Raw genomic sequence first — 18,138 nt, forward strand, 5'->3', positions numbered from 1 at the left:
CCGTATCGCTGCATCTGAAATCAGTTTTCGGTTTAGATCTCTCTTGTGTATGTTCTGAGCCATTCTTTCTCCTCATTGTCAAGGTATGGAGAAATTTTCTCATAAACAGTCTTGTGGTAATCATTGAGCATTTTCTTTTCTTCTGCTGTCATGATTTCCGGATTGATGGCGTCAAGGTCCATCGGGATGTAAGTGATCGGTTCAAAGTACATGAACTGTCCGTATTCGTTTTTCTCACCTTCGCATGTGAGAAGCTCGTTCTCCAGACGGATACCGTGGCTTCCTTCGATGTAGATACCAGGTTCGTCTGTGATGATCATACCTTTCTCAAACGGCTGAATCTCGCCTGCGCGGAACTGCCATCTGAATCCTGCCGGGCCTTCGTGAATGTTCAGAAGGTATCCAACGCCGTGTCCTGTTCCATGGTTGAAGTTTAAGTTTCTGTCCCAGAACGGCTTTCTTGCAAGCATGTCCAGAGTCATTCCGGTGCAGCCTTTTAAGAAGCGTGCGTTTGCAAGGGAGAGATTGCTGATTGCAACCAGTGTAAAGTGATCTTTCATGATCTGCGGGATCTCTCCGAGGGCGTAGGTACGTGTAACGTCTGTGGAACCTTCGTAGAATCCGGCACCGGTATCAGTCAGGAACAGTCCGCCTTCTTTGAGCTCAACGTCTGTCTCCGGTGAGGATGTGTAGTGTACGATGGCACCGTGCTCACCATAGGAGCTGATAGGCTCGAAGCTTGGGCGGATGAAGTTGCCCTGCTCTGCACGGAACTCGTCCAGTTTGTCAGATGCGCTCATCTCTGTGATCGTCATCTTGCCCACATTTTCCTTGAGCCATTTCATGAATTTCACATGTGCGACGCTGTCCTTGATCTGAGCCTGACGGATGTTTTCGATCTCTACTTCGTTTTTGATTGCCTTGAAGAGGATCTCCGGGTTACGCTCTTCGACTTTTGCAACACCTTCCGGGATGTTGTTGTAAAGTGCGTAGTTCAGTCTTGCCGGGTCGATCAGAAGCACTTCGTCAGTTCCGATTTTCTTGATGTCTTCGTAAATGTCATTGTACGGATGGAAGACAACACCGTCTTTTTCCAGATCCGCCTTGATTTCGCTGCTTAATTTTGCCTCGTTGATGTAGAGGTCTACTTTATCCATGGTGATCACTGCGTAGGACAGCACAAGCGGGAAGAACTCGATGTCATTTCCGCGGATGTTGAGTGTCCAGCAGATATCATCCAGTGTTGTGAGGACATGAGCAGTTGCTCCGGCATTTTTCATGTCTTCACGGATACGGGACAGCTTGGATGCAACTGTCTCACCTGTATATTTCAGATTCAGTGCGAAGACCGGTTCCTCGGAAAGGGCCGGGCGGTCTTCCCAGATCTGGTCGATGAGGTCATATTCGTAAACGATTTTTCCGTGTTTCTCGGTAGCGATGGACTCGTAATCCTGTCCTTCCCCCATGGAAACTACACGTCCGTCAAATCCGAGTGTGCCGTTTTCCGGTAATGTATCGGCAAGGAACTCATGGATAGTCGGGACACCCGGCTCGCCCATTTTCATCAGTTCAACTGTAGAGCCCTCGAGCTGCTTTGCAGCCTGGATGAAATATCTTCCGTCTGTCCAGAGGTAAGCGCCTGTTTTTGTGATGACAGCGGTTCCTGCAGATCCGGAGAATCCGGTAATAAATTTTCTCGCTTTAAAATGTTCTCCAACATACTCGCTCTGATGGAAGTCAGCTGTCGGAACAACATAGATGTCAATTCCCTTTTCTTCCATAAGAGTACGCAATTTTGCGATTCTTTCAGGTACGTTCATAATAAAAACCTCCTATTTTTCCGGCAAACATGCCATTATCAAACAATCTCATTATAACACAAAAACTATGGGAGAGTTAGTATTATTTTTGTGAAACCTGTGTTATACTCTCGGTAGTGTTATGTAAAATACAGACAGAAGAAAGGAAAAGAACATGGAGCACTACGCAAGGTCGATCATACCGGTGATTGAGTACAACTATGAGAATTTTACAGCTTTGGAGCGGACCATCGCGGATTTCTTTATCCAGAATAAAAAGAAGCGGGATTTTTCCGCAAAGGCGGTTTCTGAACGGCTTTATGTTTCCGAGGCATCTCTCTCCCGGTTTGCAAAAAAATGCGGATTCCGGGGATACAGGGAGTTTATCTATCAGTACGAGGATACATTTCGGGAGAAGAAAAGCAGACCCTTTGCAGATAATACAAGACGGGTGCTGGATACTTATCAGGAGCTTTTGAATAAGGCGTATAATCTGGCTGATGAAAAGAAATTCAAAAAGATTGCCGGGATGCTGTTTCAGGCGGAGAGAATTTTTGTCTGCGGCGTTGGAAGCTCCGGGATTGCCGCCAGAGAGACCGAGCTTCGGTTTATGCGGATCGGGCTGAATATCAATTCTCTCGTGGACCGGGACATGATCCGGATGCGGGCGGTCTTTCAAAATGAAACCTCTCTGGTCATCGGATTCAGCATGAAAGGGCAGACGGAAGAGGTTCAGTATATGCTTCAGGAGGCGAAGCGGAGGGGGGCCGGATGCGTCCTTGTGACAGCGCGGAACAACCCGGATTTTATGGAGTATTGTGACGAGGTGATTCTCGTCCCGGCACTGGACAATCTGGAGTATGGAGATGCGATTTCTCCTCAGTTTCCGATTCTGGTTATGATGGACCTGCTGTATGCCTGCTGCCTCGAACAGGATCAGGAGCGGATCGATGCGTTTTTGCAGGATACGGCCCGCGCACTTACAAATCCATAAATTGCATCAGATGTATTGCACAATGGATATAAGTGTGCTACGATAATACTGCAAATGAATAAATTCTTCGGGGCAGGGTGTAATTCCCTACCGACGGTATAGTCCGTGACCCACGTATGTGGCTGATTTGGTGAAATTCCAAAACCGACAGTGACAGTCTGGATGGGAGAAGAAACAGTGAACATAGAATCTCAGTGCCCCTGGTGCTGGGATTTTTTTCTTTCGAAGGATTTACGAAATTTGTAACATCATTCGAAAGGAGAAAACTATATGAGAACAAAAAACAAAACCTACTACTTCATCATTACGGCTATGCTTTCGGCTGTTGCCGGCATCCTGATGTCACTGGAATTTCCGATTCCTTTGATGCCGCCGTTTTATAAGGTGGATTTCAGCGACGTTCCTTCTGTGATCGCGACATTTCTGCTGGGTCCGGTGTCCGGAATCTGTGTGGAGGTCATCAAAATTCTGATCAAGCTGATCACGGTTGGGACAACGACAATGTTTGTCGGTGAATTCGCCAATCTTCTAGGGACGCTGCTGTTTGTGCTCCCGCTGTGGATCGTGTTCAAAAAGATGGGACAGACGAGAAAGGCGGCAGTGATTTCGCTTGGGATCAATCTTCCGATCCGGATTGCGTTTTCCTGTGTCCTGAATGCGTGCATTACACTTCCGCTTTATGCATCGGCGATGGGCCTTTCTCTGGATGAAGTGGTCCGCACCGTGGGAGCAGTCAATCCTCTGATTCGAAATCTTCCGCTGTTTCTCATACTGGCGACAATCCCGTTCAATCTGATCAAGCTTTTGCTGAATTATATTGTGGGATATCTTCTGTATGACAGGCTGAAAGAAGTGGGAGTTGTCAAAGGATGGAGGGAACGGTATGATTCGTAAGTACAGAGAACTGACGCGTCTGGAAATGGAACAGGTGGATAAGGAGGAGACGATCGTACTGATTCCGGTGGGAGCACTGGAGCAGCATGGAAATCAGGCGCCGCTTGGGACAGATGACATCATTGCGGAAGCAATGGTGGAATACCTTGGAAAAGCGCTGGAGGAAGCCGGAGAAGCAGACTTCCCGATTCTTGCGTTTCCGGTTATTCCGGTTGGTCTGAGCACAGAGCACAAGAATTTCTGCGGATCCATTACTTTAAAGCCGGATACGTACTATCATCTGCTCTATGATATCAGTGAGAGCCTTTACCGCCATGGTTTTCGGAAGATCGCATTTCTTGTATGTCACGGAGGAAATTTGCCGGTGATTCAGATCTTAAGCCGTGAGCTTCGGAGTGAACTTGGAATGTCGCCGTTTATTCTGTCATCGGGAGCATTTGGACATCCGGATGTACAGGCAACAATATCAGAAGGCAATCATTACGATTTTCATGGAGGAGAAATGGAGACATCCATGGTGATGGCGGTCGACGAGACACTGGTGAAGCTGGAGACTTCCGAGGCGGGAATACCAAGTGCGTTTGTAGGCAATCAGACGCTGAAGACCGGAGGAAATGTTACAATCGGATGGGTTTCAGAAGACTGGAAGACAGCGGAAGGGAAACCGATCGGTATCGGAGGCGATCCGGGCGGAGCTACGGCCGAAAAAGGCCGGATTATTCTGGAGACGAGTGCGAAAGTTCTGGTTCCAGGGCTTATGGAAATACGGAAATGGAAAGCGTAAACACGAAAAAGAGGCTTGACAAGCGCACGGGAATCGGTTAGTATTTGACATAAGCGTATAGGAAAAAGGCTGAGAAAAGAAGAAGTAGCAGCAGATCAGGTTCAGACAGAAAGTTACCGGTTGATGAGAGGTGCAGGAAAAGTTTGTTGTGAATACATCTTGGAGCTTCACACCGAAAGTAAGTAGGCTGTGACGTCAGGGCACACGTTAAAGTGCCGGGATATTTCCGGGATTCCATGGTGAGTGGAGGAAGGAGATGTCTTACTGAGCCGGATTGATTCCGGGAAAAAAGGTGGTACCACGAGCATAACCCTCGTCCTTTCTAAGGACGGGGGATTTTTATTTAACAGGAAACTTTGTTCCAGGAAACTTTGTTCTGAAAGGTTACAGGCCATGGAGGTATGGGATTTATTTGATGAAAACCGGCAGCCGCTTGGGAAGCAGGCGGGCAGGAAAGATCCGATGGTAAAGGGAGAATTTCATATTGTTGTGGTTGCGTGTGTCGTCAATGACCAAAATGAGATCCTGCTGACGCTGCGTTCTCCGGATAAGGAGAAGTATCCGGGAACATGGGAGAATACAGGCGGAGCTCTGGAGGCCGGCGAGGAAAGCAGGGCGGCAGCGGTAAGGGAGCTGTTTGAGGAGACCGGGATCCGGGTGAGGGAAAACGAGCTTCATCTTCTGGATTCCCAGATGGAAGAGTATGCGTTTATCGATTTCTACATTGTCAGAAAAACTGTTCCTGTTGAAGAAATCCGTCTTCAGAAAGGAGAGACCGCAGATGCCAGGTGGGTGAGTCTTTCGGAGTTTGTCCGGATGGGAGAAGAAGGAAAGATTGCCCCTCCGATCTATCAGCGGTTTTGCCGACTCAGGGAAAAGATGGAAGTTTTTTTGAAGGAAGACCGGAGAAAAGAGCGATACTCGGCTTGCCGGGGAAAGAACAGACAGGAATCAAAGAAGATCGTTATTCTCGGGTGCAGCGGAAGTGGAAAGTCTACGCTGGCCGGGCAACTTGGGAAGATCATGGATCTCCCGGTTGTCTACCTGGATGCGCTGTCATGGGACAACGGGTGGAAGCGGAAGCCTTTCGATGAGTTTGACCGGCTCACCCAAAGCGAGATCCGCAAGCCGGAATGGATCATGGACGGGAATTTTCCACGGACAGTGGAGCATCGGATGGATGTGTGCGACACCGTGATTTATCTGGATTTTAAACGGTGGTTTTGCATTCTGAGCGTGCTCAGGCGGGTGCTCACAAATTACGGGAAGCCAAGGCCGAGCATGAATCCGGGATGTCCGGAGAAGTTTGATCCGGGATTTCTAAAACGGATCTGGAATTTTGACCGGAGAAGCAAGGCGCATTACTATGGATATATGAAGAAACTATCCGGCACCAAGCTGATTGTCTTAAAGACAAGAAAAGAAGTGAACCGTTTTGTGAAACAGGTGGAAAAAGAGGGGCGCTTTGTCCGGGGAAATTTCCCGGCAGGGCCGAAATAGACGCGAAAGCGGACGAATTTCACAGATCATGTTCATATAATATAAGGAAAGAAGAGGTAAGGAAGATGCAGATTTACGAGGAATTACAAGCAAGAGGCCTGATTGCTCAGGTTACAGACGAAGAAGAGATCAGAGAGCTGATCAACAACGGAAAGGCGACTTTTTACATCGGGTTTGACCCGACAGCGGACAGCCTTCATGTAGGGCATTTCATGGCGCTCTGCCTGATGAAACGTCTTCAGATGGCAGGGAACAAGCCGATCGCCCTGGTAGGAGGCGGAACCGGATATATCGGGGATCCGTCCGGAAGAACAGATATGCGTTCCATGATGACGCCGGAGCAGATTCAGCACAACTGTGAATGCTTTAAAAAGCAGATGAGTAAATTTATTGATTTCTCAGACGGGAAAGCACTCATGGTAAATAATGCTGACTGGCTTCTTGATCTGAACTACATTGATTTTCTCCGTGAAGTGGGACCGCATTTCAGTGTCAACAACATGCTGCGTGCGGAGTGCTACAAGCAGAGAATGGAAAAGGGACTTAGTTTCCTGGAATTTAACTACATGATCATGCAGAGCTACGACTTCTACATGCTGTACCAGAAATACGGCTGCAATATGCAGTTCGGCGGGGACGATCAGTGGTCCAACATGCTTGGCGGTACCGAGTTGATCCGCCGGAAATTAGGAAAGAATGCGTGTGCCATGACAATCACACTGCTTCTGAACTCTGAAGGAAAGAAGATGGGCAAGACACAGTCCGGAGCGGTATGGCTGGATCCGAACAAGACATCTCCGTTTGAATTCTACCAGTACTGGAGAAATGTGGCAGATGCCGATGTATTAAAATGCATCCGTATGCTGACCTTCCTTCCGCTGGAAGAAATTGACAAGATGGATTCCTGGGAAGGCAGCCAGTTAAATCAGGCAAAAGAGATTCTTGCATACGAGCTGACCAAGCTGGTTCACGGCGAGGAAGAGGCGAAGAAGGCACAGGACAGCGCCCGTGCACTGTTCTCCAGCGGAAGCGCAGCTGAGATGCCGACCTGTGAGCTTACTGACGAAGACTTTACAGAGGGAAAAATCGATATCCTGACTCTGCTCCATAAGAGCGGTCTGGTACCGTCCAGGTCTGAGGCAAGACGTGCAGTACAGCAGGGAGGAGCCGCAGTCAACGGCGAAAAGGTAACGGATACCTACACCGCATACACGAAGGAAGATTTTGAAGAAGACTTTGTTTTAAGGAGAGGAAAGAAAAATTTCCGTAAAATAGTGGTGAAATAATATGAAAATGCTTATTACGATTATTGTATTGACAGCATTGTCGGGAATCGGAGGAACCGGAATCGGAGCGGCGCTCAGCACGACGGTAAGGAAGGGCTCGGATAAGGCGATGAGTCTTTTGTTGAGCTTTGCGTCCGGAACCATGATCAGCATTGTCTGTCTGGATCTGTTTCACGACGCACTGGAAACCGGAATGTCCAAATGTGGGATTGCCGTCTTTGTGATCATTGGTTTCCTGACCGTCTATCTTCTGGAACGGGTGATGGATCAGAAGGCAGAGCAGGCAAAAAGCCGTATGAGCCGGAAGATGATGACTGCCGGAGTCGCAATGATGGTTGCAGTGGCGTGTCACAATATTCCGGTGGGTATGACGATCGGTGCATCTTTGGTAAGCCACGGAAGCCTGATCGGAAGCCCGGCCCTGACTCTCGCCATCTTTATCGGGATCCACAATGTGCCGGAAGGAATGGCGATCTGCGCACCTCTTCTGGCAGCGGGAATGTCCAAAGGCAGAGCAGTCCTGCTGACCGCATTGAGCGGGGCGGCGATCATTGTCGGAGGCGTCCTTGGGTACTGGATCGGCGACATGGGGCAGATGGGACTTGCCATCAGCTTAAGCTTTGCTTCCGGAGCCATGCTCTACGTCAATTTTGGCGAGATCCTGCCGGAGGCAAACGCTCTCTACAGAGGGAAAATGCCTGCATTTTTCACGGTTCTTGGAATCCTTCTCGGCATGATGTTTATGCATGCACATTAACGATAAACAAAATAAGCGCGTAAAAAGCAGCCGGTACGAAAACGTGCCGGCTGTTTTTATACTCAAAATTTTTCACAGATATTTTGGATGAAATCCTCTTTTCCTTTTGTGTAGGCCGGACGGTTGTCCGGATATTTTTCGGCAAGATCCTTTTTTAATGCTTCATACAGCCTTGCAGCATCCGGGTGGGCGTTTAAATAGTCCCGGAAACCGACAATCCGGTCAAATTCCGGGGCGGTCTGATCGTAACAGTGGATATGCTGAAGAGAAATCTCACCGGGACCACGCAGGACAAATAAGTGGTGAAGAGGATTTCCGTGCTGGATTCCACAGTAGTCATAACCGAGTGCTTCGAGAAAAGACGGATCCAACTGCCGAACCGACCGGAGCCGGACAGCCACATCGAGAATCGGTTTGGCACAGATGAGAGGGACGGCGGTACTTCCAACGTGCTGGATATCGAGAACATTATCAGCCCACTGCTCCTGAATAGACTGCTTTACTTTTTGAAATTCTTCCTTCCACTGTTCGTTATGAGTGAGAAGACGAACGCAATAGCGCTTTACACCTTCCATTCGTTGCACCTCCTATTTATAGTAGATTATTTATGTCTCTTTTACTTCGCAGATATTGTACTTTCTGTCCGTAAGGTTTTCGCATTTCCTGAAAATTTATTGTACCACAGATTCTCTTTCCTGTATTGTCATTTCGATTGAAATCGTCCTTATTTTTCTTTGTTCTGCCAGCAGAATTTACAATTCTGAAACAGGTGTCTTGTCACCTGTAAAAATCAGGTGTATAATGCGGTGTAAATGAGTAAAGATACGGGAGGAAACCGCAATGAGTTCTTTGAGAGAAGAGATTGAGATACTGAAAAAAGAGAAACAGGCCGTGATACTGGCACACTATTATGTACCGGATGAGGTACAGGAGATTGCAGATTATACCGGGGATTCGTTTTATCTGAGCAAGGTGGCAAAGGAGACGGATGCAAAGATTCTTGTTTTTGCAGGAGTTTCTTTTATGGGAGAAAGTGCCAAGATTTTAAATCCGGAGAAAAAAGTGCTGCTTCCGGATCCGACGGCAGACTGTGCCATGGCGCATATGGCCGATGTGGAAAAAATCAAAGCGATGAAGGAGAGTGATCCGGAACTGGCGGTGGTATGTTACATTAATTCGACTGCGGAGCTTAAGCGGTATTCCGATGTCTGCGTGACATCGGCGAATGCGGTGAAGGTGGTAAAGGCACTGCCAAACCAGAGGATTTATTTTATACCGGACCAGCATCTGGGAAGTTTTGTGGCAGCTCAGGTACCGGAAAAGGAGATTATTCTCGGAGACGGGTACTGTCCGGTACATCATCAGATGACTGCCGAAGAAGTGTTAAGCGCCAAAGAAGCACATCCGGATGCCCTGGTGTTTGTTCATCCGGAATGTCCGAAAGAAGTGGTGGATCTTGCAGATTATGCAGGAAGTACCTCCGGCATTATCAAGGCGGCGGCAGAAAGCGATGCCGGAGAATTTCTGATTGGAACGGAGACCGGAGTGATGTACGAACTGAAGAAACAGAATCCGGACAAGAAGTTTTACCCGATTCAGAAGGAGCAGTGCTGCCATGATATGAAGAAAGTGACGTTGGAGAAGATCAGGGATTGTCTGCGGGACGAGAGTAATGAGGTGCAGGTGGATGCCGAAGTCAGTGAAAAGGCAAAACATGCCATGGAGCAGATGCTGAAGCTTGCGAAATAACAGAGGGGTGTGTAAAATGAAAACGATACAGACAGATATTTTGATCGTAGGAACCGGAGCGAGCGGACTGTTTGCTGCCCTCCATGTGCCGGAAGACAGACAGGTCCTGATGATCACGAAGGATGAGGTGGAGCACAGCGATTCCTTTCTTGCACAGGGCGGAATCTGTGTGTTAAGAGACGATACGGACTACGACAGTTTCATGGAAGATACACTGAAAGCAGGGCATTATGAGAACCGGGTAGAATCCGTGGATATTATGATCCGGTCTTCCAGAGACGTGATCCGGGAACTGGTTGATTACGGCGTGGATTTTGCGAAAAAAGACGGAGAATTCGATTATACAAGGGAAGGATGCCACTCCAAACCGAGAATTCTGTTTCACGAGGATATTACCGGGGAGGAGATTACGAGCAAACTTCTGAAAGCAGTCCGGACAAGAAGTAATGTGACTATTCTGGAACATGTGACGATGCTGGATCTGGTGGAAAAGGACAATCGGTGTTATGGTGTCGTGGCTTCGAAGGAAGACGGGGAAGACTGTTTCCTGGAGGCGGAGTATACGATTCTGGCAACAGGCGGAATCGGAGGGCTTTATAAGCATTCGACCAATTATCCGCATTTGACCGGGGACGCGCTGGCGCTTGCCCTGCGTCATCATATCGAACTGGAGCACATTGACTATATCCAGATTCATCCGACGACGCTTTATTCCAAAAAGCCGGGACGGCGGTTTTTGATTTCCGAATCCGTGCGGGGAGAGGGAGCAAAGCTCTATGGTGCGGATGGAAAACGGTTTGCAAATGAGGTGCTTCCAAGGGATCTGCTTACGGCGGAAATCAGAAAGCAGATGGAAAAAGACCAGACGCCGTATGTATGGCTGGATATGACCGTTCTGGGAGAAGAAGTCATCAAAAGCCATTTCCCGCATATATATGAGCGCTGTCTGGAAGAAGGATACGATGTGACAAAAGACTGGATTCCGGTTGTCCCGGCACAACACTATTTCATGGGAGGAATTCATGTCGACAAACACAGTAAGACATCAATGGAGCATCTGTACGCAGTAGGGGAGACAAGCTGTAACGGTGTGCACGGAGCAAACCGTCTTGCCAGCAATTCCCTTCTGGAAAGCCTGGTGTTCGGGGCGAGAGCAGCCAGACATCTGACGGAGACCTGGGAGGAGAACGATGCAAGCCGGGAAGAGACGGCAGGACTTGCAGAAGCGGCAGAGGCGCAGATTCAAAAGGAAAAAGACAGACTTCCACAGATATACCGGGAGGAAGTGCTGGATGAGATAGAAAGGGTAAGGAAAGCAAGATGAATGAGATTACGATGAAACTGGTGGCAGATAAACTGATCATGCAGGCACTGGAGGAAGATATTACAAGCGAGGACATCACTACCAATGCGGTGATGAGAGAACGGCGTGAAGGAGAAGTAGAACTGATCTGCAAAGAAGACGGTATCATTGCAGGGCTCTGGGTGTTTGAAAGAGTATTTACTCTGCTGGATCCATCTACGACGGTCACCCTGTTTGTAAAAGATGGAGATGAAGTCAAAAAAGGTCAGAAGATGGGAGTTGTGACAGGAGACATTCGTGTACTGCTCTCCGGGGAGCGCACGGCCTTAAACTATCTTCAGAGAATGAGCGGAATCGCGACCTATACAAGAAGTGTGGCAAAACTTCTGGAAGGAACGAAGACCAAACTGCTTGACACAAGAAAGACAACGCCGAACATGCGGATTTTTGAAAAATACGCCGTCCGCACAGGAGGCGGCTATAATCACCGGTACAATCTTTCCGACGGCGTACTGTTAAAAGATAATCATATCGGGGCGGCAGGCAGCGTTAAAAAGGCAGTGGAACTGGCCAGGGAGTACGCACCGTTTGTACGGAAGATCGAGGTGGAGACGGAAACTCTGGAGATGGTAAAAGAAGCGGTGGAAGCGGGTGCTGATATTATCATGCTTGACAACATGTCTCTGGAAATGATGAAAGAGGCAGTTGATTATATTGACGGCAGAGCAAGCACAGAATGTTCCGGTAACGTGACAAAAGAAAATGCTGCACAGCTTGCGGCAGCAGGTGTAGACTATATTTCCAGCGGAGCATTGACCCATTCCGCTCCGATTCTGGACATTTCGCTGAAAAACCTGCATCCGGTTGACTAGGCGAAGGATGATGAGAAAGGATGAAAAGCCATGGACGGAGAAGTTCGCAGACAGAAGATTTTAAAAGAGATTCAGGGAAGTGAAAGCCCGGTATCCGGAACTCAGCTTGCCAGAAACTTTGAAGTAAGCCGTCAGGTGATTGTGCAGGATATCGCGGTACTTCGGGCTGCCGGAAATGAGATCGTTTCCACCTGCCGGGGATACATCTGCCAGGGAAGCCACAGAGACAGCAGAGTCATCCGGGTGAAACATACAGACGATGAGATCATGGAAGAACTGAATACGATTGTGGATTTCGGCGGGACTGCGGAAGATGTATTTATCAGCCATAACGTGTACGGAACCCTGCGGGCCGAACTTGGCATCCGGACAAGAAAACAGGTGATGGATTTTGTAGAAGACATCAAAGCCGGGCAGTCCAGTCCGCTGAAAAACATTACAAGCGGAAGTCATTTTCACACCATCAGCGCCGAAAGCGAAGAAATCCTCGATGCCATCGAAGAAGAACTGAGAAAGAAACATTTCCTGGATGAGCAGGAGACTGTAGACGGACGAAAAGAAGAAATGGTATGATAGCGTATCATAGAAATATTGAAAGAAAAGAAAGGGGAACACTGCCATGGGATGGAAAGAAATCAAACCGGAAGAACTGAATGTGAATCCATTTACCGCCATCGGAAAAGAATGGATGCTGATTACAGCAGGAGATGAAACACACTGCAATACAATGACAGCAAGCTGGGGAGGCATGGGTGTAATCTGGGGAAAACCATCAGTTACAGCCTACATCCGCCAGACCCGGTACACAAAAGAATTTGTCGATCAGGGAGAATACTTCACCATCACATTTTTTGATGAAACATACCGGAAAGCCCTGAATTTATGCGGAACCGTATCCGGAAGAGACCGGGACAAAATCAAAGAAGCCGGACTCACACCAGTGAACGTAGAAGGAACCGCAGCATTCGAAGAGGCAAAACTCATCATCCTCTGCAAAAAACAGTACCATCAATTCATGAGTCCGGAAGGATTCGATGTCAAAGAAAATGACACCAAATGGTACTCCGACCGCGATTACCATACCATGTACATCGGATCAATAGAAAAGATTTATATAAAAGAATAAAAAGTGTTTATTAATCATATCATTGGGGACGTGTTCCGATGCATCGGAACACGTCCCCAAAAAAGGAAATTCTTGACAACAGGCAGAAAGGTGTCGTAGACTAATACAGGACAAAGGGGAGCCGGAGACAGTCCGGCTGAGAGTAGGACCGGCATGCGTCTTTTACCCTCATACCTGATCCGGATCATACCGGCGTAGGGAGCATATTGCAGAAGTGGAGTACTGCATGGACGAAAAGACCAGTCTCGTACCCATGGACGATAAGATATCTCTGCCGGAGGCGTTCCGGCAGAGTTTTTTTGTGATTTACCCACTTTGTTTTATTATGATAAATTTACAGGAGGAAAGAGAAAATGAATGCAAGTGTAGCAATCCAGTCCTTACCGGACGCGGCAAACGATGAGGAACTGATCCGTATTGTAGACGAGGTAATTGCCTATATTAAAAGTACAGGCCTGAACTGTTACGTGGGACCTTTCGAGACAACAATCGAGGGTGATTATGATGAGCTGATGGACATTGTAAAAGAATGTCAGCACATTGCTGTGCGTGCAGGTGCGCCGCATGTAGCAGCGTATATCAAAGTCAGCTACAGACCGGAAGGAGACGTTCTGTCCATTGAAAAGAAAGTTTCAAAGCATCACGAGTAGGCTCTGGTCCGCTGCGGCCCTTGTGGTCATCATCGGCATATGGCAGGTGGCAGCTTCGACCGGCCTGGTGCCGGGATATATGCTGCCGTCGCCGGTGGAGGTGGTACAGGCTTTAATCACTGACTTTCCACTTTTGATGGAACATGCGAAAGTGACGCTTGCAGAGGCATTTCTCGGTCTGTTCTGCGGGGTGGTTCTGGGCTTTGTGATGGCAGTCATCATGGACCGGTTTGACCGGCTGTATCAGGCTCTCTACCCGCTGATTGTCGTTACCCAGACGATTCCAACGGTAGCTATTGCCCCGCTTCTTGTGCTGTGGTTTGGATATGAGATGCTTCCAAAGGTGATTCTGATTGTCATTGTGACCTTTTTCCCGGTGACGGTGGGACTTCTGAACGGATTCCGGTCGGCGGACCGGGACATGATCAATCTTCTGCGTTCCATGGGAGCGGGAAGAGTTCAGATTTTCCGGTATATCAAGCTTCCGGGAGCCATGGGCCAGTTTTTTTCAAGCCTAAGGATTTCGGCGTCCTATTCAGTGGTAGGAGCAGTGATTTCCGAGTGGCTCGGAGGATTTAACGGTCTTGGCGTGTATATGACAAGGGTAAAAAAGGCATTTGCATTTGATAAAATGTTTGCGGTTATCCTGCTGATCTCGGTAATCAGCCTTGTTTTGATGAAGCTGGTAGATTTGCTGCAGAAAAAGTGCATGGCCTGGGAACAGACGGAGGAGAAACATTAGATGAAAAAGAAAATTGTTGCAGTATTAACCGCAGGATGTATGGCGCTCTCCCTGGCTGCCTGTGGTTCTGGTGAAACCTCGCAGGGGGAAAATGAGAAAGAAAAGATTACGTTCGTGCTCGACTGGACGCCGAATACCAACCATACCGGCCTTTATGTGGCGCAGGAAAAAGGATATTTTGAGGATGAAGGTCTGGAAGTGGAAATTGTACAGCCGCCGGAGGATGGCGCGGATGCGCTGGTTGCTTCGGGAAAGGCTCAGTTCGGGATTTCCTTCCAGGATACGATGGCGCCGGGTGTTGTAGGGGAAGATGCACTTCCGACGACAGCGGTGGCAGCGGTTGTCCAGCACAATACATCAGGCATTATTTCCAGAAAGGGCGAAGGGATGGATACTCCGAAAGGCCTGGAGGGAAAGAAATATGCCACCTGGGACGCTCCGATCGAGAAAGCAATGATGGAAAATGTTGTGGAGGCAGACGGCGGTGATTTCAGTAAAGTTGAGCTGATTCCAAGTACCGTGACGGACGAAGTGTCCGCTCTGGAATCCAAATCCGTGGATGCCATCTGGATTTTCTATGCCTGGGCAGGTGTGGCAACGGAAGTTGCAGGACTGGAAACCGATTATTTCGCTTTTAAGGATATCAACCCGGCATTTGACTATTATACGCCGGTAATTATTGGAAATAACGAGTTTCTGGAAAAAGAGCCGGAGACCGCGAAGAAATTCCTGAGTGCGGTGAAGAAAGGATATGAAGATGCGATCGAAGATCCGGATGGAGCGGCGGAGATTCTGTGCGAGGCAGCACCGGAACTTGATCAGGAGTTTGTAAAGGCAAGCCAGGAATATCTGAAAGATCAGTATATCGCAGATGCGGACAGATGGGGCTATATCGATCCGGACCGCTGGAATCTGTTTTACAACTGGCTGAATGAGAATGGACTTACCGAGAACGAAATTCCGGAAAATACCGGATTTTCCAACGAATATCTTCCGGAGTAGCAAGGAGGAAAGATGGCAGATTTAGTAGTGTCAGGTGTGACAAAATCCTTTGATGGAAGGACAATTATTGAGGATATCTCCATCGAGATCCATGACAGGGAGCTGGTGAGCCTTCTTGGTGTCAGCGGAGGCGGAAAAACGACGCTGTTTAATGTGATTTCCGGACTGCTGAAGCCGGACCGGGGACAGGTGTTTCTGGACGGGGAGGAGATCACGGGAAAGCCGGGCAATGTCAGCTACATGCTTCAGAAAGATCTGCTTCTGCCGTACCGCACGGTGGAGGATAATGTTGCCCTTCCCCTTGTGATTGGCGGCATGAAGAAGAAAGAAGCAAGAAAGAAAGCGGCCCCGTATTTTGAAGAATTCGGACTTGCCGGGACTGAGAAAAAATATCCAGCACAGCTTTCCGGAGGAATGAGGCAGCGGGCGGCGCTTCTTCGGACTTATCTGTTTTCAGACAGACTGGCTCTTTTGGATGAACCGTTTTCCGCGCTGGATACGCTGACAAAACGGTCCATGCACCGGTGGTATCTGGATGTGATGGAGCAGATTCATCTGTCTACCGTATTTATCACCCATGATATTGATGAGGCGGTGCTTCTGTCGGACCGGATTTATATCCTCGGCGGGAAACCGGGACATATCATCGATGAGATCCGCATTGAAGAACCAAAACCAAGAAGAAACGATTTTCAGCTGACAGAAGAGTTTCTTTCCTATAAAAAACGAATACTGGAAAAGATTGAAGAATCAGAGGAGTAGTTCCTCTGGTTCTTTTTTTGTATAGGACAGAAAAAGATAAGTAAACGAAGAATTTCATACAGTGACCAAGGCGGGGCTTCCACTGGTGAATTTGAAGCTCTGGCACTTCGTGACAAGGATCCGTCCCGTTATGCGGTATATCCGGGATTTGACGCATTCCATATCAAAGGATAAAGGCATTAGAATCATGAGGAGCAGAAAGGCTGTGTCTGTCAGGCAGATACAGCCTTTTATGTTCTTAAATTGAAGATAAATATTAATAATTATGTAACAAACAAGTAATATAGAGAGAAAGTTTATTAAATTAAATACAAATATGAATATAATAAATAAATTTTAAGAAATCTTAAAAAATGATTCATTGACTATGGTGGGAGGGGGTGCTATTCTGATGACTACAAAAAGCGACAACATAAGATAAGGATACAAAAAGCATGAGAAAAGTTATGAAAGAACACAGAAAGAGAAGCAACGTAAAAGAAGAAAGAAAACGGCAGTTATTTATAAGAATAGGCCTGACGGTTCTGATACTGCTTGTGTTAGCCGGCGCAGGAGGATTTTTATATACCTTCACACATCCACTGAAGCTGAAAGGCGGTGTGATCGAACATGAGATGGGAGAGGCATTTGATCCGATGGACCAGATAAAAAAGGTATGGTTTGGAAAACCGGAGGAGGTTTCTGTAAAATCCAGTGTTGATATATCGAAAGAAGGAGATTATCCGATTGTTTATACCTGGCGAAACCACAGTGAAAAAGCGGTAGTAAAGGTGAGAGATACGACTCCGCCGGATCTGGAAGTAAAGGATTATACCACTGACATGACAGAAGAAATCAAACCGGAGATGTTTGTGGAAAAGACGGAAGACCTTTCTGATGTAACGGTCCGTTTTGCGGAGGAAGGAAGCTGGAATGAAGAAGGAAATTACACGGTGGAGATCCTGGCAGAAGATGCGAGCGGCAATCAGACGGTCAAAGACGCGGTGCTGACAAGAAAAAAAGATACGCAAAAGCCGGAAATACAGGGAGTACAGGATTTGACGGTGAAGCAGGGAAAGGTACTGGATTTCTCTCAGGGGGTAACTGTGACAGATGATATGGATCCGTCACCATCCCTGGAGATTCATTCTGAAAATGTAGATCTTGCCGTGCCTGGATCTTATCAGGCGGTTTATACTGCAAAAGACCGTTCCGGAAATCAGGAGGAAATCGTGCAGAATATTACGGTGGAAGCAAATCCGGAGTGGGATGAGAAGATCGTTTATCTTACATTTGATGACGGACCATCGGATAATACGAAGAAAATTCTTGATATTCTTGAACAGTATAAAGTAAAAGGAACTTTCTTTGTTACCGGAAATAATCAGAAAAAGAATGATCTGATCCGTCTTGCTTATGAGAAGGGACATTCCATCGGTCTTCATACATATACGCATGACTATGCTTCAGTCTACGCATCGGAAGAAAATTATTTTAAAGATCTTCAGGAAATATCCGATATGGTGGAAAATGTCACCGGAGAGAAGTCCTGCCTGATCCGGTTCCCGGGAGGTTCAAGTAATACCATCAGTAAAAAGTATGTACCGGGGCTGATGACGAGACTGACAAAAGCGGTTCAGGAAAAAGGATATCAGTATTTTGACTGGAACTGTGATTCTACGGATGCCAGCGGAAATAATGTCCCGGAAGAAAAGCTTGTCGCGGAAGCAACATCATCCTGCGCAAAGCATATCAATATCCTGATGCATGATACTGATGCAAAGGATACGACAGTAAAAGCGCTCCCGAAAATTATTGAACATTACCGTAAACTTGGATATGCGTTCAAGGGTCTGACGATAGATTCCTATGCTCCGCATCATCATGTGAATAACTGAATAAAAGTAAGAAATGTATCAAAAGCAAAGCCAGAGGACAA

18 protein-coding genes, 2 riboswitches and 1 other annotated feature are annotated in these 18,138 nt (G+C 47.6%); of the genes, 16 read left to right on the forward strand and 2 right to left on the reverse strand.

Going from position 1 to position 18,138, the window contains the following annotated elements:
- Nucleotides 1-32: 32 nt before the first annotated feature.
- Entirely contained in the window at nucleotides 33-1,820 is a 1,788-nt protein-coding gene (locus tag B5G11_RS07475; RefSeq protein WP_087252719.1) for an aminopeptidase P family N-terminal domain-containing protein, read from the reverse strand.
- Nucleotides 1,821-1,974: 154 nt separating this feature from the next.
- On the opposite strand from B5G11_RS07475, the gene B5G11_RS07480 reads away from it, so the two are divergent.
- The 6 genes from B5G11_RS07480 (at nucleotide 1,975) to B5G11_RS07505 (ending at nucleotide 8,014) form a co-directional block, all read left to right on the forward strand.
- Nucleotides 1,975-2,793, forward strand: a complete 819-nt coding sequence (locus B5G11_RS07480; protein WP_087168504.1) for a MurR/RpiR family transcriptional regulator — start codon at nucleotides 1,975-1,977, stop codon at nucleotides 2,791-2,793.
- Nucleotides 2,794-2,852: 59 nt separating this feature from the next.
- Nucleotides 2,853-2,971, forward strand: a riboswitch (FMN riboswitch).
- A 92-nt stretch (nucleotides 2,972-3,063) separates the two neighbouring features.
- Nucleotides 3,064-3,687 carry an ECF transporter S component gene (locus B5G11_RS07485; RefSeq protein ID WP_087252720.1) on the forward strand — a complete coding sequence of 208 codons (624 nt, stop codon included), beginning with the start codon at nucleotides 3,064-3,066 and terminating at the stop codon, nucleotides 3,685-3,687.
- Complete coding sequence (locus B5G11_RS07490) at nucleotides 3,677-4,471, forward strand: creatininase family protein (protein ID WP_087168502.1); 795 nt, start codon at nucleotides 3,677-3,679, stop codon at nucleotides 4,469-4,471. The genes B5G11_RS07485 and B5G11_RS07490 overlap by 11 nt, the downstream gene beginning before the upstream one ends.
- A gap of 62 nt (nucleotides 4,472-4,533) precedes the next feature.
- Nucleotides 4,534-4,795: a binding site (T-box leader), on the forward strand.
- A 69-nt stretch (nucleotides 4,796-4,864) separates the two neighbouring features.
- On the forward strand, nucleotides 4,865-5,971 hold the full coding sequence (locus B5G11_RS07495) for an NUDIX domain-containing protein (RefSeq protein ID WP_087252721.1): 1,107 nt from the start codon (nucleotides 4,865-4,867) through the stop codon (nucleotides 5,969-5,971).
- A 65-nt stretch (nucleotides 5,972-6,036) separates the two neighbouring features.
- The gene (gene tyrS, locus B5G11_RS07500; protein ID WP_087252722.1) at nucleotides 6,037-7,257 is read left to right on the forward strand and encodes a tyrosine--tRNA ligase; all 1,221 of its coding nucleotides are present in this window, start codon (nucleotides 6,037-6,039) and stop codon (nucleotides 7,255-7,257) included.
- 1 nt (nucleotide 7,258) lies between these two features.
- Nucleotides 7,259-8,014 carry a ZIP family metal transporter gene (locus B5G11_RS07505; RefSeq protein WP_087252723.1) on the forward strand — a complete coding sequence of 252 codons (756 nt, stop codon included), beginning with the start codon at nucleotides 7,259-7,261 and terminating at the stop codon, nucleotides 8,012-8,014.
- 62 nt (nucleotides 8,015-8,076) lie between these two features.
- On the opposite strand, the gene B5G11_RS07510 is transcribed toward B5G11_RS07505, so the two are convergent.
- Nucleotides 8,077-8,589 (reverse strand): GrpB family protein, encoded by a 513-nt coding sequence (locus B5G11_RS07510; protein ID WP_087168498.1) that lies wholly within the window; start codon nucleotides 8,587-8,589, stop codon nucleotides 8,077-8,079.
- 265 nt (nucleotides 8,590-8,854) lie between these two features.
- Here B5G11_RS07510 and nadA point away from each other — a divergent pair, with 265 nt between their 5' ends.
- The 10 genes from nadA (at nucleotide 8,855) to B5G11_RS16690 (ending at nucleotide 18,097) form a co-directional block, all read left to right on the forward strand.
- Nucleotides 8,855-9,763, forward strand: a complete 909-nt coding sequence (gene nadA, locus B5G11_RS07515) for a quinolinate synthase NadA (protein ID WP_087252724.1) — start codon at nucleotides 8,855-8,857, stop codon at nucleotides 9,761-9,763.
- Nucleotides 9,764-9,779: 16 nt separating this feature from the next.
- On the forward strand, nucleotides 9,780-11,087 hold the full coding sequence (locus tag B5G11_RS07520; protein WP_087252725.1) for an L-aspartate oxidase: 1,308 nt from the start codon (nucleotides 9,780-9,782) through the stop codon (nucleotides 11,085-11,087).
- Nucleotides 11,084-11,938: a carboxylating nicotinate-nucleotide diphosphorylase gene (nadC, locus tag B5G11_RS07525; protein WP_087252726.1), complete on the forward strand. Its 855-nt coding sequence runs from the start codon at nucleotides 11,084-11,086 to the stop codon at nucleotides 11,936-11,938. The genes B5G11_RS07520 and nadC overlap by 4 nt, the downstream gene beginning before the upstream one ends.
- A 30-nt stretch (nucleotides 11,939-11,968) precedes the next feature.
- Nucleotides 11,969-12,511, forward strand: coding sequence for a transcription repressor NadR (locus tag B5G11_RS07530; protein WP_087252727.1), 543 nt, complete (start codon nucleotides 11,969-11,971; stop codon nucleotides 12,509-12,511).
- 46 nt (nucleotides 12,512-12,557) lie between these two features.
- Nucleotides 12,558-13,064 (forward strand): flavin reductase family protein, encoded by a 507-nt coding sequence (locus tag B5G11_RS07535; RefSeq protein WP_087252728.1) that lies wholly within the window; start codon nucleotides 12,558-12,560, stop codon nucleotides 13,062-13,064.
- A 104-nt stretch (nucleotides 13,065-13,168) separates the two neighbouring features.
- Nucleotides 13,169-13,282, forward strand: a riboswitch (TPP riboswitch).
- A 135-nt stretch (nucleotides 13,283-13,417) separates the two neighbouring features.
- Nucleotides 13,418-13,714: a thiamine-binding protein gene (locus tag B5G11_RS07540; protein ID WP_087168492.1), complete on the forward strand. Its 297-nt coding sequence runs from the start codon at nucleotides 13,418-13,420 to the stop codon at nucleotides 13,712-13,714.
- Complete coding sequence (locus B5G11_RS07545; protein ID WP_087252729.1) at nucleotides 13,683-14,456, forward strand: ABC transporter permease; 774 nt, start codon at nucleotides 13,683-13,685, stop codon at nucleotides 14,454-14,456. The genes B5G11_RS07540 and B5G11_RS07545 overlap by 32 nt, the downstream gene beginning before the upstream one ends.
- Nucleotides 14,457-15,458, forward strand: coding sequence for an ABC transporter substrate-binding protein (locus B5G11_RS07550; RefSeq protein ID WP_087252730.1), 1,002 nt, complete (start codon nucleotides 14,457-14,459; stop codon nucleotides 15,456-15,458). It abuts the gene before it with no gap.
- 12 nt (nucleotides 15,459-15,470) lie between these two features.
- Complete coding sequence (locus tag B5G11_RS07555) at nucleotides 15,471-16,220, forward strand: ABC transporter ATP-binding protein (protein WP_087168489.1); 750 nt, start codon at nucleotides 15,471-15,473, stop codon at nucleotides 16,218-16,220.
- A gap of 434 nt (nucleotides 16,221-16,654) precedes the next feature.
- Nucleotides 16,655-18,097, forward strand: coding sequence for a polysaccharide deacetylase family protein (locus B5G11_RS16690; protein ID WP_087168488.1), 1,443 nt, complete (start codon nucleotides 16,655-16,657; stop codon nucleotides 18,095-18,097).
- The last annotated feature ends 41 nt before the right edge of the window (nucleotides 18,098-18,138 follow it).

It is taken from the genome of Drancourtella sp. An57 (genome assembly GCF_002161525.1).
In the GTDB taxonomy this organism is placed as follows: Bacteria; Bacillota; Clostridia; order Lachnospirales; family Lachnospiraceae; genus Sellimonas; species Sellimonas catena.